The following is a 21,788-nucleotide window of genomic DNA, read 5'->3' as shown; positions in this document are numbered from 1 at the left end:
CGCCACGCAGAGGAGTTTGACATGGCCCCGACACCGCTCAAGATCGCGAACCTGATCGCCGCCGAGATCAAGGCGACCTCCGCGCAGGTTTCCGCCGCCGTGGGGCTGCTCGACGAGGGCGCGACCGTGCCGTTCATCGCGCGTTACCGCAAGGAGGTGACCGGCGGCCTCGACGATACGCAGCTGCGCACGCTGGCCGAACGCCTGACCTATCTGCGCGAACTGGAAGCCCGCCGCGCCTCGATCCTCGAATCGATCGCGGGGCAGGGCAAGCTGACGGACGAGCTGACCGCCAAGATCGCCGCCGTCACGACCAAGGCCGAGCTCGAAGACATCTACCTGCCCTACAAGCCGAAGCGCCGCACCAAGGCGGAAATCGCCCGCGAACGCGGCCTCGGCCCGCTCGCCGAGCAGATTCTGGCGGACCGTGCGCTGGTGCCGGCGGAGCTGGCGGTAAAATTCCTCTCGGCCGAAGTGCCGGACGTCAAGACGGCGCTGGAAGGCGCGCGCGACATCGTCGCCGAGCAGCTGACCGAAAATGCCGACCTGTTGAAGCGGCTGCGCGAATATATGAAGAGCAACGCCTTCCTGCGCGCCCGCGTCGTCGAGGGCAAGCAGGAGGCCGGCGCGAAGTTCTCCGACTATTTCGACCATACCGAACGCTGGGCGACGGTGCCGGGCCATCGCGCGCTCGCCATGCTGCGCGGCTGGAACGAGGAATTCCTGTCGGTCGACATCGTCGTCGACCAGGACAACACCGAGCCGGTCAAACCCGTCGAGCGCATCATCGCCTCCTTCTATGCCATCGGCACGAAGCCCGGCGACAAGTGGCTCGCCGAAGTCATCGGCTGGACCTGGCGGGTGAAGCTCTCCATGTCGCTGTCGCTCGACCTGATGCGCGAGATGCGCGAGCGCTCCGAAGAAGAGGCGATCCGGGTTTTTGCCCGCAATCTCAAGGACCTGCTGCTTGCCGCCCCCGCCGGCACCCGCGCCACGATGGGCCTCGATCCGGGCATCCGCACCGGCGTGAAGGTGGCCGTCGTCGACAACACCGGCAAGGTGGTGGAGACCACGACCGTCTATCCGTTCCCGCCGAAAAATGACGTGCGCGGCACCCAGGCCGAAATCGCCGCGCTCATCCGCAAACACAAGGTCGAGCTGATCTCGATCGGCAACGGCACCGGCAGCCGCGAGACCGAAAAGCTCGTCGCCGACCTGCTGACGCATCTCCCTGCGCCAAAACCCACCAAGGTCATCGTTTCGGAAGCCGGCGCCTCGGTCTATTCCGCCTCGGAAACGGCGGCCGCCGAATTCCCCAATCTCGACGTCTCGCTGCGCGGCGCCGTCTCCATCGCGCGGCGTTTGCAGGATCCGCTTGCCGAACTGGTGAAGATCGAGCCGAAGTCGATCGGCGTCGGCCAGTATCAGCACGATGTTGACCAGGGCAAGCTGTCGCGCTCGCTCGATGCCGTGGTGGAAGACGCGGTGAACGCCGTGGGCGTCGATCTCAACACGGCGTCGGCGCCGCTGCTCGCCCGCGTTTCCGGTCTCGGTAAGTCTTCGGCCGAGGCGATCGTCGCGCATCGTGACGCCAACGGCCCGTTCGAAAGCCGCAAGGAGCTGATGAAGGTCCCGCGTCTTGGTGCGCGCACCTTCGAGCAGGCGGCCGGCTTCCTGCGCATCCCGAACGGCAAGGAGCCGCTCGACGCCTCCTCGGTGCATCCGGAAGCCTATGGCGTGGCGAAAAAGATCGTCGCCGCCTGCGGCCGCGATGTGCGCACGCTGATGGGCGACAGCGCAGCGCTCAAGCAGCTCGACCCGAAAGTCTTCGTCGACGAGCGCTTCGGCCTGCCGACCGTGAAGGACATTCTCGCCGAACTGGAAAAGCCCGGCCGCGACCCGCGCCCGGAATTCAAGACCGCGACCTTCGCCGACGGCATCGACGACATCAAGGACCTGAAGCCCGGCATGCTGCTGGAAGGTACGGTGACCAATGTCGCCGCCTTCGGCGCCTTCGTCGATATCGGCGTGCACCAGGATGGCCTCGTGCATGTCTCGCAACTGGCGGACCGTTTCGTCAAGGATCCGCACGAGGTGGTGAAGGCGGGCGACGTGGTGAAGGTGCGCGTCACCGAAGTGGACGTGCCGCGCAAGCGCATCGGCCTCACCATGCGCAAGGAGGGCGGCGAGCCGGCACCGCGCGACAACGCGTCCCGCAACGACAGGCAAGCCCAGATGAAGCCGAAATTCGCCCAGGCGGCGCCGAAGCAGCAGGCGCCGTCGCAGGGTGCCTTCGGCGCAGCGCTTGCCGAGGCGATGAAGCGGAAATAAGCCCAAATTTTCCTAATGGCTGACGGCAGAAATCGTCGTTTGTTTTGACCCGCTCCCTTTCGCATAGTCGCGGCATGGGCGGGCTCAAACGGCCGGGCACGCGCCCGGTGCCGACAGACAGGAAAACAGACATGACGATCACGATTTCACGCCGGCAGGCGCTTGCCGGCGCCTTGCTGGCCGTACCGGCGGTTTCTGCTGTGGCTGGAAGTGCCGGTGCCGCGGCAGGCGGAGCGCTGGAAAAGCGGCTCGCCGAACTGGAGGCCCGCCATGGCGGCCGCCTTGGTGTCGCCATACTTAATCTCGCGACGGGCGCACGGCTCGGCCATCGCACGGACGAGCGCTTCCTGATGTGCAGCACCTTCAAGGCGCTGCTGGCCGGGCACATCCTGGCCCGCGTCGACCGCGAGGAAGAGACGCTCGACCGGCGCATCACCGTCAGGAAGGCGGACCTTGTCGACTGGGCGCCAGCGGTGGAAAAGCGCGTCGGCGGCAGCATCTCGATTGCCGAACTCTGCGAGGCGACCATCACGCTCAGCGACAATGCCGCCGCAAACCTGTTGCTCGCCGGGTCCGGCGGGCCGAAGGCGGTGACGCAGTTCCTGCGCGGGTTCGGCGACGAGATCACCCGCCTCGACCGCACGGAGCCGACGCTCAACTACCGCGAGACGCCGGACGACGAACGCGACACCACCACCCCGGTCGCCATGGTCGAGACGCTACGCAAGCTGATCTTCGGCGACGTTCTTTCGCCGCGCTCGAAGGCGCAGCTTGCCGCCTGGCTCGTCATGAACAAGACGGGCGACACCCGGCTGCGCGCCGGCTTCCCGGCCGACTGGACGACCGGCGACAAGACCGGCACGAACGGCGACAAGGCCGGCAATGCCAACGACGTGGCCGTCGCCTGGTCGCCGGACCGCGGCGCGGTCATCGTCACCGCCTTCTATGAAATCCCGGGCATATCCGGCGACGAACGCAATGCCATCATCGCCGAAGTCGGCCGCATCGCCGTCGACGTCTGAGTGCGAGGGCGCCGCCCATGCGGCGGCGCCTCAGCCCTCCAGTTCGCCCTTCAAGGCCGACAGCACGTTCATCGCGTGGCCGGCATATTGGCTGATCCACCGGTCGTGGATCGCCTGGATCGGCAGGGCATTGAGGTGGTTCCAGCGCTCGCGGCCCTCGCGGCGCGGCAGCACGAGATCCGCCTCTTCCAGCACCTTCAGGTGCTGCATCACCGTGCAACGATCCATTTCCGGAAACTTTTCGCACAGCGCGCCCGTCGTCAGCGGCGCGTGTTTGATCGCATCCAGCATCTGCCGCCGTTTGGCATTGGCGAGCGCCTTGAAAACGGCGTCCTCTTTCGATTCGCTTGACATGTTATAGATTTATAACATATTTTGGCGCAGGACAAGCAGAGGAGGGCGCTTTCGCCCCGAAGGAGGACGGCATGACGCTGGAATTTCGTGTGAACGGGCGGATCGGCAAGCCGGTCGCCGACGTCTTCGACGCCGTGGTCAATCCGCAAAAGCTGAGCGGCTATTTCACCACCATCGGCGGCGCGAGCGCGCCGCTGGTCGAAGGCACGACGGTCACCTGGTGGGGCATGGCCCCGGTCATCGTCGACAAGATCGAGGAGAATGCCCTCATCGTCTTTCGCTGGGATGCCATGGTGGACGAAGGGGAGGCCCCCTACAAGACGCGCGTCGAGATGCGCTTCAAGGCGCTGGACGACGGCGGCACGATGGTGACCATCGCCGAGACGGGCTGGCGCGAGAACGAGCGCGGCCAGAAATCATCCTACATGAATTGCGAGGGCTGGTCGCAGATGCTCGCCTGCATGAAGGCCTATGTCGAATACGGCATCAACCTGCGCGAGGGCTATTACCCGAGCGAGCTCAAGGGCGTCGTCGCCGCCGAGCAGCAGGATTACACGTGAGGAGAGGACTATGACTGCAAACATCAAGGGCGGCATCAACATCGCCATGAAGGTGCCGTCGCATCAATACGAGGCGACGGTCGCCTTCTACCGCGACGTCGTCGGCCTCGAACCCTTCGACGATAAGGCGCCGGCCACGGGCTTCCACCTCGGCCCGAACCGGCTGTGGATCGACGAGGCGCCGACCTACAGCCAGGCGGAAGTCTGGCTCGAACTCTTCACGCCGGACCACAAGGTGGCGCTCGGCCATCTGGAGAAGAACGGCGTCGTGCGCTGCGACCCCATCGAGGACCTGGGCGAGGGCTTTCGCGGCGGCTGGGTCATGAACCCGGCCAATGTCGTGCACATGGTGCGCGAGCCGGATGCTTGGTAGGCCTCAGATCGCGGCCGGCGGCGTCAGTCCGTCGGCGGCCGCCATCGGCATGGTCTCGTCCACCGGCGCATGATGCTGGAGCACGACGACGCGGCTTCCGGTCGGCACGCGGCCGTAGAGGTCGATGATATCCTGGTTGAACAGCCGGATGCAGCCGCTCGACACCGCCTTGCCGATCGACCACGGCTCGGACGTGCCGTGGATGCGGAAGAGCGTGTCCTTGCCGTCCTTGTGGAGATAAAGCGCGCGCGGACCGAGCGGATTGGTCAGCCCCGGCTCCATGCCGCCCGCCCATTTCAGATTCCGCTCCGGCTCGCGCGCGATCATGTTCTGCGTCGGCGTCCAGCGCGGCCATTCCGCCTTGCGGCCGATGCGCGCGCCGCCCTCGAATTCCAGGCCCGCCTTGCCGACGCCGATGCCGTAGCGCAGCGCCATGCCGCCATCCTGCACGAGGTAGAGGAAGCGGTCCTGCGTATCGATGACGATCGTGCCGGCCGGCTCCGCCGTCTGGTAGGCGACGAGCTGGCGGAAATATTTCGGGTTCACCCGGCTGATATCCATGCCCGGCAGCGGAAAACGTTCCTCCGGCTGCGGCCCGTACATCGCCACATGCAGCGGGTCCGGCCCCTTCTTCACCGGCTTGGCCGTGGTGGCGCAGCCGGCAAGCGTGGCGGCAAGGGCCAGGAGGGCGAGGGCGCGGAGGGGGGACACACACATGAGTTGGGCACCTGTCTTTTTGATTCCGAAGCTGGCCTGTGGGCCTTGCCGCGGTTCTTTGAAGCCAAAGCCGGCATCGGCAGGGCGAGAAGAAAGCGAAACTGTGGCAAGGGCTTAGGTGTGGCGCCGAGGCCACGCGTCGTTCCGCCGCAGAAAGGGCCGCCCCTCATCCGGCCTGCCGGCCACCTTCTCCCCGCAAGCGGGGAGAAGGAGATATGCCGCACCGTTTTCCCAAACCACGACCCTCCGTGAGGCAAGTCCCCTCTCCCCGCTTGCGGGGAAAGGGTTAGGGTGAGGGGCAACCGCGGGCTCCCGCTTGCCCCCGACCGGCCGAGGGCGTAAGGCTTGGCGCATGCAATGGAGTGATGAGGCCATCGTTCTGGGCGTTCGGCGCCATGGCGAGACGTCGGTGATCGTCGAGGTGATGACGCGCGAGCGCGGGCGTCATCTCGGCATGGTGCGTGGCGGGCGGTCGCGAACCATGCAGCCGGTGCTCCAGCCGGGCAATTCCGTCGAGGTGACATGGCGAGCGCGGCTCGACGAACATCTCGGCGAGTTCCGCATCGAGCCGCTGGAACTGCGCGCCGGGCGGCTGATGGAGACGGCGACCGCCGTCTACGGCGTGCAGGCCATGGCGGCCCTGCTGCGCTTCCTGCCGGAGCGCGATCCGCATCCCCATCTCTACGAGGCGCTCTCCGTCATCCTCGACCACCTGCACGAGCCGGCCGATGCCGGCGAACTTTTCGTGCGCTTCGAGCTGGCCGTGCTGAACGACCTCGGCTTCGGCCTCGATCTCATCGAATGCGCGGCGACCGGCACGCGCGACGATCTCTGCTACGTCTCGCCGAAATCCGGCCGCGCCGTCTCGCGCGACGCCGGCGCGCCCTGGGCGGCCAAGATGCTGGCGCTGCCCGCCTTCCTCGGCGACGAGAGCCGGCATGCGGCGGATGTGACGGCGCTTGCCGACGGTTTTCGCCTGACGGCCTTCTTCCTCAACCGGCATGTCTGCGAACCGCGCGGGCTGGAACTCGCCGACGCCCGCGAAGGCTTCGTGCAGGCGGCGCTGAAGGCGCTGACGCCGAAACATGATCAACCGAAAGAGGCCAGCGCATGACGGTCGAGATCTATCCGGGGCTGACGGTCGGCAGCGTCGGCACGCTGCCTTTCGACGTGGTGAAGCGCGACGGCGGGTTGAAAGTGTTGCAGGCGATGCTTGCCGGCGACCTGCCGGCACCGCCCATGGCCAAGACGCTCGCCTTCAGCATGACCGAGGTGGAGGAGGGCCGCGTCGTCTTTTCCGGCATGCCGTCGGCCGATCACCTCAACCCGCTCGGCACCGTGCATGGCGGCTGGACGGCGACGGTGATGGATTCGGCACTCGGCTGCGCCGTCTTCTCGGTCATCAAGCCGGGCGAGGCCTATACGACGATCGAGTTCAAGCTGAACCTCGTGCGCCCGGTGCTGCCCGGCATGGGCGAAGTGTTCTGCGAGGGAAAAATCATCCACCGCGGCCGCACCATCGCCACCTCCGAAGCGTGGCTCCGCGACGGCAAGGGCAAGCTGCTCGCCCACGGCACGGAAACCTGCGCCATCTTCCCGATCGAGAATTTGACGCGCTGACGGCGAAGAGATCAACGCGCTGAAACGTAACATCATTTGGCGTTTGGAAAAAACCGGGTAGTGTCGCCACCCTGAAGTATGCCGTGCTGGAGTTGCAATGCTGGAAATCCTATCCCTGGTCGCCATCGGCCTGGCGCTCTACACCCTCAATGCCTCCCGCAACTCCGCCCAGAAGATCGGCGACGAGGTGATGCGACTGAAGCGCGAGGTCGAGGCGCTGAAGGCCGGCGGAGTGGCGGTGCCGGCAACGGAAGGGACGGGCGAGGCGGCCGTGGATATGGCGGAGGCCGCACGCGAGGCGGCGGAAGAGCCGGACGAAACCCCGTTTGCAGGCCCCTGGGCCGGTCCGAAGCCGGTTACGGCGGATGACGTCGAAAAGGGCCGCGCGATCTTCGGCGGCGCGCCGGCCGAGGCGGTTGTCGCCAGCGAGACGGCGGAGGAAGCGGTTTCCGCGCAGCCCGTCGCGGCCGCAATCAAGCCGAAGGAAAGTTTCGAAAGCCGCATCGGTGCGCGCTGGGCCGTCTGGGTGGGCGGCATCGCGCTGGCGCTGGGCGGCATCTTCATGGTCAAATATTCGATCGAGGCGGGGTTGCTCAGCCCGGCCGTGCGCCTGTCGCTCGCCGCGGTCTTCGGCCTCGTGCTGATGGCGGTCGGCGAGTTCGTGCGCCGCCGCACCCAGCCGCTCATCGCCAATGCCTTCCAGAACGCCATGATCCCCGGCGTGCTCACCGCCGCCGGCGCCATCACGCTCTTCGCCGTCACCTATGTCTCCTACGAATTCTACGGCTATGTCGGCCCGGTCATGGCCTTCGTGCTGCTCGCTGCCGTCTCCTTCGCGACGATCGGCCTGTCGCTGCTGCACGGCCAGGCGCTGGCCGGCCTCGGCCTGCTCGCCTCGATGGTGACGCCCGCGCTGGTCTCGACCGACGAGCCGAGCGCCTGGAGCCTCTTCGGCTTCCTCTCCGTCGCGTGGCTCGCCACCTTCGCCGCCTCGCGTATCCGCCACTGGCAGGTCGTGCCGGCGCTCGCCAATGGCGGCATGGCGCTCTGGGCCTTGCTCTACTTGGCCGGGGCGGAAAATGTCGACGTGGTGCCCGTGCTCGCCGCCCTGCTGGTGCTCGTTCTCGGCCATGGCCTGATCTGGCCGGGCGCGATCGCGCTCGACGACACGCCGGTAGCCGCCGGTGCCGCGCCCGCCGATCCGTTCGACAAGCTGCTCGCCCCGCCCGCCGTCGCAGTGTCGCTGACCGGCGCGCTCGCCGTCGTCTTCCCGGCGCTGGTGCTTGCCAGCCGGGTGCCGACGATCACCCATGCGGATTACGGCTTCGTCATCCTGGTGATGGCGCTGGCGGTACTCGGTGCGCTGCGCGGCGGGGCGATCTATCCCGCCATCTTCTCCGCGATCGGCGCCGTGGTCGGTGTCGCGAGCATGGTGGTGCTGCCGGGCGGCGCGCTGATCGATACGTTCGGCACGCTGGCGCCGCCCACGCTGGAAGGTACCACGCCCATCCCGGTTCTCGGCGCGGTACCGGTCAACCTGCTGCTGGTTCTCGCTATCGCCTATGCCGCCGTCGGCCTTGCCGCGGTGCGCCTGCGCATGGCGGGCTCGTCCCATTTCGGGGCGCTGTGGAGCCTGCTCGCGCCCGCCGTGCCCTTCGCGGTGCTCGCCGTCAGCTTCCTCAATTTCGGCAATCTCTCGTTCGATGCCAAACACGGACTCCTTGCCGTGCTGCTCGGCCTCGTCTTCTTCGCCGCGGCGGAAACCTTTTCCCGCGAGCGGACGGAGGAGGGCGGCCTGTTCATCCCGCAATGGACGCTTGCCGCCGGCGGCTTCGCCTTCCTGGTTTTGGCACTGCACGCGCTGACCGACGGCCTCGTCACGACGCTCGGCGTGGCGGCTCTCGGCACCGCGGCCGTCTTCGCGACACGCGTTCGGGCCTGGCCGGTGCTGCCCTGGCTGATGGCGGGTGCCGCCGCGGTCGTCGTCGGCCGCATCGCCTGGGAGCCGACCATCGTCGGCGCCGCAAACCTCTCGAAGACGCCGGTCTTCAACCAGCTCCTCGCCGGCTATGGCATTCCGGCCGCTCTTCTCGCCCTCGCCGCCTTCGAACTGCGCCGCTGGCCGGGCGAGCGCATCCGCAATCTGCTCCAGGCGCTGGCAAGCCTCTTTCTGCTTCTGACCGCCGCAATCCTCGTGCGCCATGGCATGAACGGCGGCGTGCTCGACAGTTCCGTGCCGACGCTCGGCGAGCAGGCGACCTATACGCTCTTGGTCATCGGCGCCTCGGCGATCATGATGTCGCTCGATCTCAAGTCGCCGAGCCCGGTCTTCCGCTATGGCTCCATGGCGGTCGGCGTGCTCTCGGTGCTCTCCATCGCGAGCGCCCATTTCATCGGCCTCAACCCCTATTTCACCGGGGAACTGCTCGGCAAATGGCCGTTCGTCGACCTGCTGCTCGTCGGCTACCTCTTGCCCGGCATCGCCTATGGCGGCCTCGCCTGGTATGCGCGCGGCCGGCGGCCGATGCCCTATGTCATCATGCTGGCGCTGGCCGGCGTGGCGCTCGCCTTCGCCTGGGTCACGCTCTCGGTGCGCCGCTACTGGCATGGCGAGGGCATCGCGGACTGGAAGGGCTTCCTCCAGCCGGAGACCTACACCTATTCCGTCGTCTGGCTGCTGCTCGGCGTGGCGCTCCTCGTCGTCGGCTCGAAGTTCGATTCGAAGAGCATCCGCCTGGCCTCTGCCGGCCTCGTGCTGATCGCGGTGATCAAGGTCTTCCTGATCGACATGGCCAACCTCGAAGGCATTTTGCGCGCGCTCTCCTTCATCGGGCTCGGCGCGGTGCTGATCGGCATCGGGCTGTTCTACCAGAAAATCCTCTCCGGAAAGTCCGGGACCAGCGAAAAGGCGGAATTGAACGCCGAGGCGTGACAGGCTAGGTCTCGGGCAATCGAAACCGGATCGCCCATGTCCTTCACCTGCCTCGCCGCCGCCTTTTCGCCCCTCGGGGACCTCGCCGAGCGCCTGCTGCCGCAGGCCTTCGCCGCCGATGACGGCTCGCACGACGCCGCGCACCTGATCCGCGTGTGGAAGAACGCGCGGCGCATCCAGGCGGAGGAGGGCGGCGACCGGCGGCTTCTGGCGGCCGCCGTGCTGCTGCACGATTGCGTGGCCGTGGAGAAGAACTCGCCGCTGCGCATGCAGGCCTCCCGCCTTGCGGCCGAAAAGGCCTCGGTCCTGCTTGCGGCCGAGGGCTGGGATGCCGCGGACGTGGCGGCGGTCGGCCATGCCATCCTCACGCACAGCTTTTCCGCAAATATCGCGCCGGAAACGCTGGAGGCGAAGATAGTGCAGGATGCTGACCGGCTCGATGCGATCGGCATGGTGGGTGCCGCGCGCTGCTTCTACATTGCCGGGCGCATGGGCAGCGGCCTCTACGATCCGCTGGACCCGCTCGCCGAACACCGCCCGCTGGACGACAAGGCCTTTGCAATCGATCATTTCGAGGTCAAACTGTTCAAGCTGGCGGATGGCTTCCAGACCGCCGCGGGTGCGCGGATGGCTGGCGAGCGCACGGCGCGCCTGCGCACGATCCGCGACATGCTTCTGGATGAAATCTGAAGAAAAACATGCTTTTATGGCACCGGATTGAATCGGTTCGCCAAAGCGTTGACTCAAAACCTCAGGAAACGACGCCGCCATGAAGATTGAAGGTCTGAACATTCACCCGCTGAAGAGCGGCCGGGCCATCCCCGTCGAAAGTGCGACCGTGCGCCTCGATGGGCTCGCGGGCGACCGCCGCTTCATGATCGTCGAGCCGGACGGCCGCTTCATCACCCAGCGCGAGTTGCAGGCGCTCGCCCGCGTCGAGGCGACGGCGGTCGGCGAAAGCCTCCACCTCGAAATGGAGGGCCGCCAGCTCTTCGCAAGCTTCGAGCCGGAAGACCGCCTCGACGTTACCATCTGGGACAGCCCGGTCAGCGCCGCCGTCGCCGACGAGGCCGTCAACGAGACACTTTCCGACTGGTTCGCGCGCCCCGTCAAGCTCGTGCACATGGATGCACTGGCCGTGCGGGCCGAGGGCGAGGACTGGGCCGGCAGCCCGGCGCCCGTCGGCTTTGCCGATGGTTTCCCCATCCTCGTCACCACGACCGGCTCGCTTGCCGACCTCAACCGCACGCTTGCCGCCAAGGGCCAAGAGCCCGTCGGCATGGACCGCTTCCGCACCAACATCCTCGTCACCTGCGACGACCCCTGGGCCGAGGACCTTTGGGAAGCGATCGAGATCAACGGAATCGTCTTCGATTTCGTCAAACCCTGCGCCCGCTGCATCATGACGACCCAGGACCAGATGACCGGCGAGCGCATCGGCGGCAACCCCATCCAGGGGCTCGCCGAAAAACGCATGTCCGCCGACCGCCGCGTGCCCGGCGTGCTCTTCGGCTGGAACGCGGTCCCGCGCAGCGAAGGCGAAATCCGCCTCGGCGACGAGGTGCGCGTGACGAAGACGCGGGCGGAGCGCTGGCCGATGAAGATGCGGGCTTAGGTCCCGGTAACAGGGCTGATCATCAGGGAGTGGAGTATGGCCGGTTCGACCGTTTTAACCAGCAGTGGCAACCAGACCGTTCTCCTTCCTGAGGCCGTTGCCTTTCCGGAGGATGTGCATCTGGTCGATGTTCTTCGGATCGGTCGCAGCCGCGTCATCGTTCCGCAAGGCCAGAGGTGGGACGATCTTTTCACAAACGGACCACGGGCCAGCGACGATTTTCTGATCGAACGAGAGTAACCCGCGCCGGAATGCAAGGCCTAGGGCCGACAACTGGCTGTAATCGGCCCTTGAGGCGTTCTTAAACCCACCCGCGCCGCTTGAAATACAAAAACGGCATCAGCGCCGAAAAGATCATCAGGCCGATCGCGAAGGGATAGCCGAGCGTCCATTGCAGCTCCGGCATCAGTTCGAAGTTCATGCCATAGGCCGAGGCGACCAGCGTCGGCGGCAGGAAGACGACCGAGGCGACCGTGAAGATCTTGATGATCTGGTTCTGCTCCAGATTGATCAGGCCGAGCGTCGCGTCGAGCAGGAAGTTGATCTTGCCCGACAGGAAGGCCGCGTGGTCGCCGAGCGAGGCGGCGTCGCGCTGCACGAGCTTGACGAGCTGGCGGATTTCCTTCGACGGCCGGCGCGACGGGCTTTCCAGCGCCGCATGATAGGCGACGAGGCGCGAGATGCTGACGAGGCTTTCGCGCACGCCGCTCAGGAAATCGCCCTTGCGGCCGAGCTGCTCGATCAGCGCCTCGAGGTCGCGCGTCTTCTTGCGGGAAGGGCCTTTCTTGCTGCGGAAGACCTCGCGCGAAATGCCGTCGATCTCGTTGCCGAGCCGTTCCAGCACATCCGCCATGCGGTCGATCACCGCCTCGATGACGCCGAGCATGACATCCTCGCCGGTCTCGTAGCTGTGGCCGTTGCCGCGCAGCGCCCGGTTGCAGAAGGTGACGAAGGGTTTTGCCTCGGCATGGCGCACCGTCACCAGCGTCGGTCCGCGCAGGATGAAGGTCACCGGCATCTTGGCCGGCTCGTCGCCATCGAGATTGGTGAGCGCCGTCATGGTCATGAAGGCGGCCCCGTCCTCCTGGTAGAGGCGGGCGGACAGTTCGATATCCTCCATCTCCTCGCGCGTCGGCATGGTGATGCGCAGGGCCGTCTCGACGTCCGTCACTTCCTCGGCCGTCGGGTTCAGAAGGTCGTACCAGAGGGCAGGGCTGATCGCCTGCTCGATGGCGGGGTTGGAAATTTCGCGCAGGCAAAAGCGGTCAGCCTTGCGGGCGTAGATCTGCAGCATGTTTCGCTCCTCTGAGGGCATTCTCGCCATCCGGAGCGAAGCCGAAGCCTCTTACCGGAATGGTCGCGCGATCGCTCTCGATAGTCGACTGTCGGGGTCCATTGATCTTATCCGGGTTTGGTTGGCGTCCTGTGACGCCTGCGCGGCCACATGCGCCTAAAATGCAGCGGCGTCAAGCACATCCGGCCGCCGGCGGCGCCGGCGTGTTTCATCAACCGGGCTGATCGCTCGGTCAATTAAATTCGCTTTTGTTAATGCATGCCCAGGCGTAGGTTTTGCCTGCAAATTTCGGAGATGCCCATGTCCGCCCCATCCATCGTTACGGCCCGTGCCGCGCCCCGGCCCATGCCCTGGCTCATCATCATCGCCGGCTCGCTGATCGCGGTCCTCACCTTCGGCCCGCGCTCGGCGATGGGGTTCTTCCAGCTGCCCATGCTGCAGGATACCGGCTGGGACCGCACGACCTTCGGGCTCGCCATGGCGTTCCAGAACCTCGCCTGGGGCGTCAGCCAGCCGTTCTTCGGCGCCATCGCCGACAAGTTCGGCACCTGGCGCGTGCTGCTGATGTCGGGCCTTCTTTATGCGCTCGGCCTGTTCCTCATGTCGCTCGGCACCTCGCCGCTCTGGCTGCATATCGGCGGCGGCGTGCTGGTGGGGCTCGGCGTCGGGTCCGGCTCCTTCGGCATTCTGCTCTCGGCCTTCGCGCGCAATGTCACGCCGGAGCAGCGCTCCATGGCCTTCGGCATCTGCACGGCGGCGGGCTCGGCCGGCATGTTCCTGTTCGCGCCGCTGTCGCAGGGGCTGATCAGCGCCTATGGCTGGTCGGACAGCCTCGTCTATCTCGGCATATTGATGCTTCTCGTGCCGCTGATCGCCATTCCGCTGCGCGGCAATTCCTCGTCCGGCATCACGGCCGCCAGCGATTACAAGCAGACGATCGGCGAGGCGCTGAAGGAGGCGCTCGGCCATCGCAGCTACCTGCTGCTCGTCGCCGGCTTTTTCGTCTGCGGCTACCAGGTGGCGTTCATCACCGCGCATTTCCCGGCCTATCTCGGCGATCTGGGTATCGACGCGCGTTATGCGGTGATCGCGCTGGCGCTGATCGGCTTCTTCAACATCATCGGCTCGCTCGCCGCCGGCGTCATCGGCCAGCGCTATTCGAAGCCCTATTTCCTCGCCTATATCTACATCGCCCGCTCGGTGGTGGTGTCGGCCTTCATCCTGCTGCCGAAATCGCCGGCCTCGGTCATCATCTTCGCGATCCTCATGGGCCTGCTCTGGCTCTCCACCGTGCCGCCGACCAATGCGCTCGTCGCCATCATGTTCGGCACGAAGCATCTCGGCCTGTTGGGCGGCATCGTCTTTCTGTCGCACCAGGTCGGCTCGTTCCTCGGCGTGTGGATGGGCGGCTACCTCTACGACCATTTCGGCACCTATGATCCGGTGTGGTGGCTCGGCGTGGCGCTCGGCATCTTCGCGGCGATCGTGCACTGGCCGATCCAGGAAAAGGCCGTTTTGCGCCCGGCCATGGCCTGATCGAACAACGCTGCCGCCGCCCGAAAAGGATTTCGGGCGGCGCTTCTTGCAAACCGTCACAAAAGTTTCTAAATCTGAGTCACCGGCCCATGCCGGTTTTGTTTTGAAGCTATTATGCTCAAATTGAGCAAAATGGCGCTCCGCCGAAAAGGGGCGGAAGAAAGGGAGGGTTCCATGACCGTTCTGGCCCAGCATGCGGCAGCTGCCGACGCAACGCGTCCGCTCACCGCCGCGGAGCGCTTCGGCGTACTCGAAAAGCCCGACCTTTCCTTCACGCCCGAGATCGCGCGCGAGACCGAGCACCTCTACGAGAAGGTGAAACAGTTCATCCCCGCCTTCGAATGGCCGGTCTATGCGCCCTATGTCGCGGCCATCAACCGGCTGAAGAAAGAGCGCGGCGCCGTCATCCTCGCGCACAATTACCAGACGCCGGAGATCTTCCACTGCGTCGCCGATATCGTCGGGGATTCGCTCCAGCTCGCCCGCGACGCCACCAAGGTCGATGCCGAGATTATCATCCAGTGCGGCGTGCACTTCATGGCCGAAACCTCGAAGCTGCTGAACCCGCAAAAGACCGTGCTCATCCCGGATTCGCGCGCCGGCTGCTCGCTGTCGGAATCGATCACCGGCGAGGACGTGCGCTTGTTGAAGCAGCGTTATCCCGGCGTGCCGGTCGTCACCTACGTCAACACCTCGGCCGACGTGAAGGCGGAGACGGACATCTGCTGCACCTCCTCCAACGTGCTCGCCGTCATCGAGAGCCTGGAGAGCGACACGGTGCTCTGCATTCCGGACGAGTACCTGGCGATGAACGTCGCCAAGCAGACCAACAAGAAGATCCTGACCTGGAAGGGCCACTGCGAGGTGCACGAGCGCTTCACGGCGGCAGAATTGCTCTCCTACAAGGAAGCTCATCCCGGCATCGAGATCATCGGCCACCCGGAATGCCACCCGGACGTCATCGCGGTGTGCGATTTCGCCGGCTCCACCGCGGGCATGATCAACTACGTCAAGGACAACCGTCCCTCGCGCGTGCTGCTCGTCACCGAATGCTCGATGGCCTCCAACATCCAGGCGGAGCTGCCGGGCGTCGATTTCGTCAAGCCGTGCAATCTCTGTCCGCACATGAAGCGCATCACGCTGCCGAAGATCCTCGACAGCCTGGTGACCATGACGGACGAGGTGCTGGTCGATCCGGCGATTGCCGATCGCGCCCGCCTCGCCGTCGAGCGGATGGTGAACCTGAAGCAGTAGGCCATCCTCCGGTTTGGAGGGGCTGGCGGCGCGTCGGAGGAGTGAGACATGCCCATTGATAGTTTTCGCCCGCAATCCTGGAACGGTATCGACGATATCGTCATCGTCGGCGGCGGCCTTGCCGGCCTTTTCTGCGCGCTGAAACTCGCGCCGCGGCCCGTCACGATCCTCGCCGCCGCCCCCATCGGCCAGGGCGCGTCGTCGGCCTGGGCGCAGGGCGGCATCGCGGCGGCCATGAGCCCCGGCGACACGTTCGACAAGCATGTCGCTGACACGCTGGAGGCCGGTGCCGGCATCGTCGACGAGAAGATGGCGCGTTTCATGGTCTCCGAAGGCCCGGCGCGCATCCACGATCTCCTGGACTATGGCGTGCCCTTCGACCACGACCTGGAAGGCAAGCTGCTGCTGTCGCGCGAGGCCGCCCATTCGGAACGCCGCATCGTGCGCGTCAAGGGCGACATGGCCGGCAAGGCGATCATGGAAGCGTTGATCGCCGCCGTGCGCAACACGCCGTCGATCCGCGTTCTCGAAGGCTATGTCGTCGAGGAGCTGGTGCGCGAAGGCCGCTTCATCTCCGGCGTCGTCGCGCGGCCGGATGCCGGCCAGGCGAAGAACCGCGTGCATTTCCCGGCCCGCGCCGTGGTGCTCTGCTCGGGCGGCGTCGGTCATCTCTTTGCGGTGACGACCAATCCGTGGCAGGCCTGCGGCCAGGGCGTCGGCATGGCCGCGCGCGCCGGCGCCATCATCGCCGATCCGGAATTCGTGCAGTTCCACCCGACCGCCATCAATATCGGCCGCGATCCCGCACCGCTCGCCACCGAAGCCTTGCGCGGCGACGGCGCGCATCTCATCAATTCCGCCGGCCACCGCTTCATGCTGGATATCCACGAGGACGCGGAACTGGCACCCCGCGACATCGTCTCGCGCGGCGTCTTCGCCGAAGTGCAGGCCGGCCGCGGCGCCTTCCTCGATTGCACCAAGGCGGTGGGCGCCCATTTCCCGGACATGTTCCCGACGGTCTACGCCTCCTGCAAGGCCGCCGGCATCGATCCGGTGACGCAGCCGATCCCCGTCGTGCCCGCGGTGCACTACCACATGGGCGGCGTGCTGACGGATGCGGAAGGCCGCACCTCGATCGACGGCCTGTGGGCCGCCGGCGAAGTCACCTCCACCGGCGTGCACGGCGCCAACCGTCTGGCCTCGAATTCGCTGCTGGAGGCCGTCGTCTTCGCCGCGCGCATCGCGGAAAACATCAAGGGCATGCTGCCGGAGCCGAAGACCAGCGACTGGGGCAAGAATGCCGGCGAGAGCGACGACCTCGTGACCATCGAGGACAGCCCCGCCTTGACGAGGCTGCGCCGCGTCATGAGCGACCATGTCGGCGTCATCCGCACCCGCGACGGCCTGAAGGCGGCAATCCGCGAGATCGCCACGCTGGAGCGTGAAAACAGCCGCATGCGCTTCCACAACATCGTCACCACGGCAAAGCTCATCGCGGCCGGCGCCTATCTGCGCGAAGAAAGCCGCGGCGGCCACTACCGCTCCGATTTCCCCGAGCAGAAGGCAAACTGGAAACACCGCACCTTCCTCACCCTTGCGGAGGCGGAAAAGGTGGTGGCGGACGTGGCGGAAACGGCGGCGGCGTGAGGATTGAAGCACCCCCCTCTGCCCTGCCGGGCATCTCCCCCTCAAGGGGGAGACCGGCAAGTCGAGCGGGAGGTGCGCCCATTGCGACGTTGGTGAAAGGCGAGACGGTCCTCCCATCCAATCTCCCCCCTTGAGGGGGAGATGCCCGGCAGGGCAGAGGGGGGTAGGCCCTGACAAACACGAGGAGCGCGGAATGTCACGCCACGAAGTCCGTCCTGCCTTGCGCAAGAACGCCCGCACGATGCGAAAGGCGATGACGGAAGCGGAATTAGCATTCTGGAACACGGTTCGCGCCCATCGTCTGATGGGCCTGCATTTTCGCAGACAGATGCCGATTGCGGGTTACATCGTTGATTTCGCTTGTCCCGAGCATAAGATTATCGTTGAAATCGATGGCTCCGGGCATGGAAGGAACGACACGTCGATTGCCGATGCTCAGCGAAGCGAAAGGCTTACTGCACTCGGCTGGACGGTTCTACGTTTTTGGAACGATGATGTGCTGAAGGACATCGACAACGTTTGCACTCACATTCTTCGGGTGGTCGGCTTCGGCGCATTCGAGGAAAAGGTCCCTCAGGAATTTAGGATAAGCCCATGACCACCCCCTATCTACCCGTCCTCTCGCCCCTGATGGTGGAGGAGCAGGTGCGTGCGGCCTTGTCGGAGGATCTCGGGCGGGCAGGCGACATTACCAGCCAGGCGACGATCGCGCCGGAGATGCTGGCGAAGGCGGAGCTGAATGCGCGCGAGGACGGCGTCGTCGCCGGGCTTGAGCTGGCCCGCGAGGCGTTCCGGCTGATGGACCCGGCGATCCGTTTCGAGGCCTTCGTCAAGGATGGCGACAAGCTCGTGCCCGGCACGGTGATCGCGACGGTGTCCGGCCCGGCGCGCGCGGTGCTGTCGGCCGAGAGGGTGGCGCTCAATTTCCTCATGCATCTCTGTGGCGTCGCGACCCACACGGCGCGCTTCGCCGACGAGATAGCCCATACGGCGGCAAAGGTCTGCTGCACGCGAAAAACCATTCCGGGGCTCAGGGCGCTTGAAAAATACGCGGTGCGCATGGGCGGCGGCTCGTCGCATCGCTACGGGCTGGATGACGCAATCCTCATCAAGGACAACCACATAGCCGTTGCCGGCGGGGTGGCGGGCGCCATCCGGGCGGCCCGCGCCTTTGCCGGCCACCTGGTGAAGGTCGAGGTGGAGGTGACGACGCTGGAGGAGTTGGAGGAGGCGCTGGAGGCGCAGCCGGACGTTATCCTGCTCGACAATATGGGGCCGGAGCTCTTGCGCCGCGCCGTCGAGATCAACCGCGATTGCGCCGGTCTCACCGATGCGACCTATGCGGCCGACCCGCGCCGCGTGAAGCTCGAGGCCTCCGGCAACGTCAACCTCAAGACGATCCGCGCCATCGCCGAGACCGGCGTCGACTATATCTCGACCTCCAAGATCACCATGGCAGCACCGACGCTCGACATCGGCCTTGACGTTGTCGTGACTGGCTAGCGGGGAACACCCCCGAAGACGATGCGTTCCGGTTTCATGAGCAATCACAATCGGAAGGACGCATCATGTTGAAGATCGTGGCACTCGCGGCGGCGGCGGGCACGCTTGCGGGTTTCGCCAGCCCCGCTTTCGCCCAGCAGGTCAAGGATACCGCGCAGGCCAATTTCGTCGATCGCTCCGGCAAGGAGACCGGCCGGGCGCAGATCACCGCCGGGAACGACGGCGTGCTCTTCGAGGTGGAAATCTCCGGCCTGGAACCGCGCAAATGGGTGGCGCTGCACATTCACGAAACCGGCACCTGCGACCATGCCGGCGGGCACGAATCGGCGGGTGGCCATTTCAATCCGGATGGCAAGGAACACGGTTTTGTCGCGGCCAACGGCCCGCATGCCGGCGACCTGCCGAACCAGTATGTGGCGGACGACGGCGTGCTGCGCGCGCAGGTCTATTCGACGATGGTGCGGCTCGACGATGCCGAACGCGGCATTCGCGGCCGCGCCCTGATCGTGCATGCCGGCTCGGACGACTACCGCACCGACCCGGCCGGCGGCGCGGGCGATCGGCTCGCCTGCGCCGTGATCAAATAAGGCTATTCGGCCGGGGCCGCATCAGGCTCCGGCCCCGCCAGCTTCTGCCCGAAGGCGATGCGCACGCGGCGGTTCATCTCGCGCGTCGTCTTGAACCATTGCGGCGTCGAGACCCAGTAGCGCAGCGTCAGGATGGCGGCACTTTCTTCCAGGCTGTCGACGAAGACCTGCGGCGCCGGCACGGATTCGATCGTCGAATCCTCCCGGGCGATCGTCAGCAGCCGGTCGATCTCGTCGTCGATGTCGCGGTCATTCGCCACCTTCACCTTGAGATCGTGTTTGCGGGTGCGCTCGCGGCTGAAATTGGTGACGGGCGTGTTCCACAGCGTCGAGTTCGGCGCCAGGCGATAGAGGCCGTCGCTGGTCTTGAGCTCGGTGGCAAAAAGCCCGACCTCGGTGATCGTGCCGGAAACCTCCTTCGTCTCGATATATTCGCCGACCCGGAACGGTCTGAGCACGAGCAGCATGATACCGGCGGCGATGTTCTGCAGCGTGCCCTGGAGGGCCAGGCCGATGGCCAGGCCGGCAGCACCGAGGGCGGCGATGATCGAAGCGGTCTGCACGCCGAACTGGCCGAGCACCGTCACGAAGACCAGGATCAGCACGGCATAGCGCAGGATGTTCGCGAAGAAATGCGCCAGCGTCGCATCGATGCCGCGCACGCGCGAAAGCCCGCTCAGCGCCCAGCGATGCAGGATCCGCGACAGAAACCAGCCAAGCAGCAGCAGCACCAGCGCGCCCAGGATCGAGAAGGAATATTGCACGGCAAGCGCGCTTGCCTGCGTCAGCGCCGCCCGCGTCGCGACGATGATGTCGGTTGCCTGTTGTTCCATGAAACCTTTCCCCATTGATATCGTGGGGGGAATGGCACGATGCCGGATAAGTTCCGGCCGGAGCAATTCCGGCAAAAGTGTGCAGCGGTTTTGCGTCCGGAATTGCGTAAACAAAAGAATTTAGCGCATGCCGACCTTGAGGCCGGGTGCGGGGCGCTCTTCCAGAATGCGGCGGCGGAAGCGGAAGAGGGCGGCGGGGCGCCCGCCTGTGGCGGAGGTCGAGCTTCCCGTCGGCTCGACGAGCTCGGCGCCCTCCACGAGGCGGCGAAAATTCTGCTTGTGCAGATGGCGGCCGGAGATCGCCTCCACGGTCGCCTGCAATTCGGTGAGCGTGAATTCCGGCGCCATCAGCTCGAAGATCACCGGGCGGTATTTGAGCTTGCCGCGCAGCCGCGCCATGGCGGTCGCGACGATCCGGCGATGATCGTGCCGCATGGCGACGCCGGGCGAGACCTGGCCGGGCCGGGCGCGGCCGTCGGTCACCGCCTCTTCGGCAAGGCCCGCCTCGTAGAGCAGCTCGTAGCGCTCCAGCACGCGCTCCTCGTCCCAGGGGAAATCGTCGAGGCCGAAGGCGAGGCGGATGCGGGTGCGCGGCGTGGTGCGCTCCGCCTGCACCACCTCGGCCGCCCAGGCCTTCAGCGCCGGCAGGATGAGCTGGTCGATCACTGCCGGCCGGCCCTGCCGCCAGTCCTCCCAGGGCAGATACGTGTACCAGTCGCGCCAGGCGGCGCCCGCTTCCGCCAGTTGCTCGTTCGCCTCGGCATCGGTGCGCGTGAGCGCCAGATAGCCGACGGAGACCATGTGCGTGCCCGCTTCGTCCGGCAGTTTCTGGCGGCCGCGATCGCCGAAGGTGTAGAGCTGCTCGATATAGCCGAGCTTCAGCGCCGTCTGCGCCTCGACGCTGGCGCGCAGGCTCGTCTCGAAGGTGCGGTGCTGCTGCGGGTCGAAGGGGCCGAAGGGCAGCGCGTCGCGCGTGCCTTTGCCGCCGATCGCCAGGATGCAGGGGTTGCGCTCGGAAATCGCGACGACCGCCGCGTTGAGGCCGATCTCGACCGGCGGGCGGGCGAGGTGTTCCGTCATGGCCGCACCGTTTCCGGCGTGGCGGAGAAGGCGAAAGGACTGTCGCCGACATAGTCCGCGCCGCGGCCGATCGCCTTGACGGCGGCCACGAGCCGGCCGCCCCGTGAAAGCACATGGTCGCCGATCTCGATCAGCCGGGCATTCGGCGTTGCCTGCACGGAGGCGCGGCGCAGGCGTTGCGCCAGGTCGTGTTCGTCCTGGTCCGGCGCCACGGCAAGGGCCGCGAGGAGGGCGGCTGCGGGCGAGCGGGAGACCCCCATCATGCAATGCACGAGCAATGGCGCCTGCCGGTCCCAGCCGCTGGCAAAATCGATGATGGCGGCGACGTGTTGTTCGCCGGGCGCGACGAGCTTTCCCGTGCCGGCAAAGGCGATGTCGTTGACGCCGATGATCAGGTGGCGGGCGGCGGCGATGACGGCGGGCCGGTGAAAGCCCTGTTTCGGCGCAACGAGGCTCAGCATCTCGCGACAGCGGTGGCGCACCGCAAGTTCGGCGATCTTGCCAAGCGGTGCGACGACGATCGTGCCCAT

General features: G+C 66.2%; 22 protein-coding genes. 16 read left to right on the top strand and 6 right to left on the bottom strand.

The window, feature by feature from the left end:
- Nucleotides 1-21 precede the first annotated feature (21 nt).
- Together VGN93_RS29665 and bla are read left to right on the top strand one after the other, a co-directional pair.
- Nucleotides 22-2,331: a Tex family protein gene (locus VGN93_RS29665; RefSeq protein WP_327510462.1), complete on the top strand. Its 2,310-nt coding sequence runs from the start codon at nucleotides 22-24 to the stop codon at nucleotides 2,329-2,331.
- A gap of 131 nt (nucleotides 2,332-2,462) precedes the next feature.
- Complete coding sequence (bla, locus tag VGN93_RS29660; protein WP_327510461.1) at nucleotides 2,463-3,353, top strand: BKC/GPC family carbapenem-hydrolyzing class A beta-lactamase; 891 nt, start codon at nucleotides 2,463-2,465, stop codon at nucleotides 3,351-3,353.
- 30 nt (nucleotides 3,354-3,383) lie between these two features.
- On the opposite strand, the gene VGN93_RS29655 is transcribed toward bla, so the two are convergent.
- Nucleotides 3,384-3,707, bottom strand: a complete 324-nt coding sequence (locus VGN93_RS29655; RefSeq protein WP_327510460.1) for a metalloregulator ArsR/SmtB family transcription factor — start codon at nucleotides 3,705-3,707, stop codon at nucleotides 3,384-3,386.
- 71 nt (nucleotides 3,708-3,778) lie between these two features.
- Between VGN93_RS29655 and VGN93_RS29650 the strand changes: the two genes are divergently transcribed.
- Nucleotides 3,779-4,267, top strand: coding sequence for an SRPBCC domain-containing protein (locus VGN93_RS29650; RefSeq protein WP_327510459.1), 489 nt, complete (start codon nucleotides 3,779-3,781; stop codon nucleotides 4,265-4,267).
- Nucleotides 4,268-4,277: 10 nt separating this feature from the next.
- Entirely contained in the window at nucleotides 4,278-4,640 is a 363-nt protein-coding gene (locus VGN93_RS29645; protein ID WP_327510458.1) for a hypothetical protein, read from the top strand.
- A 3-nt stretch (nucleotides 4,641-4,643) separates the two neighbouring features.
- On the opposite strand, the gene VGN93_RS29640 is transcribed toward VGN93_RS29645, so the two are convergent.
- Entirely contained in the window at nucleotides 4,644-5,357 is a 714-nt protein-coding gene (locus VGN93_RS29640; protein ID WP_327510457.1) for a L,D-transpeptidase, read from the bottom strand.
- A 352-nt stretch (nucleotides 5,358-5,709) separates the two neighbouring features.
- On the opposite strand from VGN93_RS29640, the gene recO reads away from it, so the two are divergent.
- The 6 genes from recO to vapB all read left to right on the top strand — a co-directional run bounded on the left by recO (nucleotide 5,710) and on the right by vapB (nucleotide 11,764).
- The gene (gene recO, locus VGN93_RS29635; RefSeq protein ID WP_327510456.1) at nucleotides 5,710-6,471 is read left to right on the top strand and encodes a DNA repair protein RecO; all 762 of its coding nucleotides are present in this window, start codon (nucleotides 5,710-5,712) and stop codon (nucleotides 6,469-6,471) included.
- Nucleotides 6,468-6,977 carry a PaaI family thioesterase gene (locus VGN93_RS29630; protein WP_319311273.1) on the top strand — a complete coding sequence of 170 codons (510 nt, stop codon included), beginning with the start codon at nucleotides 6,468-6,470 and terminating at the stop codon, nucleotides 6,975-6,977. Before recO ends, VGN93_RS29630 begins: the two co-directional genes overlap by 4 nt.
- 97 nt (nucleotides 6,978-7,074) lie before the next feature.
- Entirely contained in the window at nucleotides 7,075-9,909 is a 2,835-nt protein-coding gene (locus VGN93_RS29625; RefSeq protein WP_327510455.1) for a DUF2339 domain-containing protein, read from the top strand.
- Between the two features lie 36 nt (nucleotides 9,910-9,945).
- The gene (locus tag VGN93_RS29620) at nucleotides 9,946-10,599 is read left to right on the top strand and encodes an HD domain-containing protein (protein WP_319311278.1); all 654 of its coding nucleotides are present in this window, start codon (nucleotides 9,946-9,948) and stop codon (nucleotides 10,597-10,599) included.
- A 79-nt stretch (nucleotides 10,600-10,678) separates the two neighbouring features.
- On the top strand, nucleotides 10,679-11,524 hold the full coding sequence (locus VGN93_RS29615; protein ID WP_327510454.1) for an MOSC domain-containing protein: 846 nt from the start codon (nucleotides 10,679-10,681) through the stop codon (nucleotides 11,522-11,524).
- Nucleotides 11,525-11,560: 36 nt separating this feature from the next.
- Entirely contained in the window at nucleotides 11,561-11,764 is a 204-nt protein-coding gene (vapB, locus tag VGN93_RS29610; RefSeq protein ID WP_327510453.1) for a type II toxin-antitoxin system VapB family antitoxin, read from the top strand.
- A 61-nt stretch (nucleotides 11,765-11,825) separates the two neighbouring features.
- Here the strand turns inward: vapB and VGN93_RS29605 are convergent, their stop codons facing one another.
- Nucleotides 11,826-12,818, bottom strand: coding sequence for a magnesium transporter CorA family protein (locus VGN93_RS29605; protein ID WP_327510452.1), 993 nt, complete (start codon nucleotides 12,816-12,818; stop codon nucleotides 11,826-11,828).
- A 300-nt stretch (nucleotides 12,819-13,118) separates the two neighbouring features.
- Here VGN93_RS29605 and VGN93_RS29600 point away from each other — a divergent pair, with 300 nt between their 5' ends.
- The 6 genes from VGN93_RS29600 to VGN93_RS29575 all read left to right on the top strand — a co-directional run bounded on the left by VGN93_RS29600 (nucleotide 13,119) and on the right by VGN93_RS29575 (nucleotide 19,345).
- Nucleotides 13,119-14,354, top strand: coding sequence for an MFS transporter (locus VGN93_RS29600; RefSeq protein ID WP_327510451.1), 1,236 nt, complete (start codon nucleotides 13,119-13,121; stop codon nucleotides 14,352-14,354).
- Nucleotides 14,355-14,528: 174 nt separating this feature from the next.
- Nucleotides 14,529-15,608 carry a quinolinate synthase NadA gene (gene nadA, locus VGN93_RS29595; RefSeq protein WP_327510450.1) on the top strand — a complete coding sequence of 360 codons (1,080 nt, stop codon included), beginning with the start codon at nucleotides 14,529-14,531 and terminating at the stop codon, nucleotides 15,606-15,608.
- A gap of 48 nt (nucleotides 15,609-15,656) precedes the next feature.
- The gene (locus VGN93_RS29590) at nucleotides 15,657-17,255 is read left to right on the top strand and encodes an L-aspartate oxidase (protein ID WP_327510449.1); all 1,599 of its coding nucleotides are present in this window, start codon (nucleotides 15,657-15,659) and stop codon (nucleotides 17,253-17,255) included.
- Nucleotides 17,256-17,448: 193 nt separating this feature from the next.
- Nucleotides 17,449-17,853, top strand: a complete 405-nt coding sequence (locus VGN93_RS29585; protein WP_327510448.1) for an endonuclease domain-containing protein — start codon at nucleotides 17,449-17,451, stop codon at nucleotides 17,851-17,853.
- Nucleotides 17,850-18,758, top strand: a complete 909-nt coding sequence (gene nadC, locus VGN93_RS29580) for a carboxylating nicotinate-nucleotide diphosphorylase (protein ID WP_327510447.1) — start codon at nucleotides 17,850-17,852, stop codon at nucleotides 18,756-18,758. The genes VGN93_RS29585 and nadC overlap by 4 nt, the downstream gene beginning before the upstream one ends.
- A gap of 68 nt (nucleotides 18,759-18,826) precedes the next feature.
- The gene (locus VGN93_RS29575) at nucleotides 18,827-19,345 is read left to right on the top strand and encodes a superoxide dismutase family protein (protein ID WP_327510594.1); all 519 of its coding nucleotides are present in this window, start codon (nucleotides 18,827-18,829) and stop codon (nucleotides 19,343-19,345) included.
- A 2-nt stretch (nucleotides 19,346-19,347) separates the two neighbouring features.
- Here VGN93_RS29575 and VGN93_RS29570 read toward each other — a convergent pair whose 3' ends face one another.
- From VGN93_RS29570 to VGN93_RS29560, 3 genes are all read right to left on the bottom strand, one after another.
- On the bottom strand, nucleotides 19,348-20,178 hold the full coding sequence (locus tag VGN93_RS29570) for a mechanosensitive ion channel family protein (protein WP_327510446.1): 831 nt from the start codon (nucleotides 20,176-20,178) through the stop codon (nucleotides 19,348-19,350).
- 120 nt (nucleotides 20,179-20,298) lie between these two features.
- Nucleotides 20,299-21,258: an NUDIX hydrolase gene (locus VGN93_RS29565; RefSeq protein WP_327510445.1), complete on the bottom strand. Its 960-nt coding sequence runs from the start codon at nucleotides 21,256-21,258 to the stop codon at nucleotides 20,299-20,301.
- A complete protein-coding gene (locus VGN93_RS29560) occupies nucleotides 21,255-21,788 on the bottom strand; it encodes a tyrosine phosphatase family protein (protein WP_327510444.1) in 534 nt (177 codons plus the stop codon). The genes VGN93_RS29565 and VGN93_RS29560 overlap by 4 nt, the downstream gene beginning before the upstream one ends.

The organism is Shinella sp., from assembly GCF_035998705.1.
Classification (GTDB): Bacteria; Pseudomonadota; Alphaproteobacteria; order Rhizobiales; family Rhizobiaceae; genus Shinella.
Note: the sequence above shows the minus strand (reverse complement) of the source record. Positions and strands in the feature narration are given on the sequence as shown.

Excerpts from the sequence above, each read along its gene's own strand:
- VGN93_RS29650 (WP_327510459.1), top strand. The coding sequence starts at position 3,779 with ATGACGCTGGAATTTCGTGTGAACGGGCGGATCGGCAAGCCGGTCGCC.
- VGN93_RS29630 (WP_319311273.1), top strand. The coding sequence starts at position 6,468 with ATGACGGTCGAGATCTATCCGGGGCTGACGGTCGGCAGCGTCGGCACG.
- VGN93_RS29585 (WP_327510448.1), top strand. The coding sequence starts at position 17,449 with ATGTCACGCCACGAAGTCCGTCCTGCCTTGCGCAAGAACGCCCGCACG.
- VGN93_RS29615 (WP_327510454.1), top strand. The coding sequence starts at position 10,679 with ATGAAGATTGAAGGTCTGAACATTCACCCGCTGAAGAGCGGCCGGGCC.
- VGN93_RS29665 (WP_327510462.1), top strand. The coding sequence starts at position 22 with ATGGCCCCGACACCGCTCAAGATCGCGAACCTGATCGCCGCCGAGATC.
- VGN93_RS29620 (WP_319311278.1), top strand. The coding sequence starts at position 9,946 with ATGTCCTTCACCTGCCTCGCCGCCGCCTTTTCGCCCCTCGGGGACCTC.
- VGN93_RS29605 (WP_327510452.1), bottom strand. The coding sequence starts at position 12,818 with ATGCTGCAGATCTACGCCCGCAAGGCTGACCGCTTTTGCCTGCGCGAA.
- VGN93_RS29655 (WP_327510460.1), bottom strand. The coding sequence starts at position 3,707 with ATGTCAAGCGAATCGAAAGAGGACGCCGTTTTCAAGGCGCTCGCCAAT.
- VGN93_RS29645 (WP_327510458.1), top strand. The coding sequence starts at position 4,278 with ATGACTGCAAACATCAAGGGCGGCATCAACATCGCCATGAAGGTGCCG.
- VGN93_RS29600 (WP_327510451.1), top strand. The coding sequence starts at position 13,119 with ATGTCCGCCCCATCCATCGTTACGGCCCGTGCCGCGCCCCGGCCCATG.
- VGN93_RS29565 (WP_327510445.1), bottom strand. The coding sequence starts at position 21,258 with ATGACGGAACACCTCGCCCGCCCGCCGGTCGAGATCGGCCTCAACGCG.
- VGN93_RS29640 (WP_327510457.1), bottom strand. The coding sequence starts at position 5,357 with ATGTGTGTGTCCCCCCTCCGCGCCCTCGCCCTCCTGGCCCTTGCCGCC.
- nadA (WP_327510450.1), top strand. The coding sequence starts at position 14,529 with ATGACCGTTCTGGCCCAGCATGCGGCAGCTGCCGACGCAACGCGTCCG.
- bla (WP_327510461.1), top strand. The coding sequence starts at position 2,463 with ATGACGATCACGATTTCACGCCGGCAGGCGCTTGCCGGCGCCTTGCTG.
- VGN93_RS29560 (WP_327510444.1), bottom strand. The coding sequence starts at position 21,788 with ATGGGCACGATCGTCGTCGCACCGCTTGGCAAGATCGCCGAACTTGCG.
- nadC (WP_327510447.1), top strand. The coding sequence starts at position 17,850 with ATGACCACCCCCTATCTACCCGTCCTCTCGCCCCTGATGGTGGAGGAG.
- vapB (WP_327510453.1), top strand. The coding sequence starts at position 11,561 with ATGGCCGGTTCGACCGTTTTAACCAGCAGTGGCAACCAGACCGTTCTC.
- VGN93_RS29625 (WP_327510455.1), top strand. The coding sequence starts at position 7,075 with ATGCTGGAAATCCTATCCCTGGTCGCCATCGGCCTGGCGCTCTACACC.
- recO (WP_327510456.1), top strand. The coding sequence starts at position 5,710 with ATGCAATGGAGTGATGAGGCCATCGTTCTGGGCGTTCGGCGCCATGGC.
- VGN93_RS29590 (WP_327510449.1), top strand. The coding sequence starts at position 15,657 with ATGCCCATTGATAGTTTTCGCCCGCAATCCTGGAACGGTATCGACGAT.
- VGN93_RS29570 (WP_327510446.1), bottom strand. The coding sequence starts at position 20,178 with ATGGAACAACAGGCAACCGACATCATCGTCGCGACGCGGGCGGCGCTG.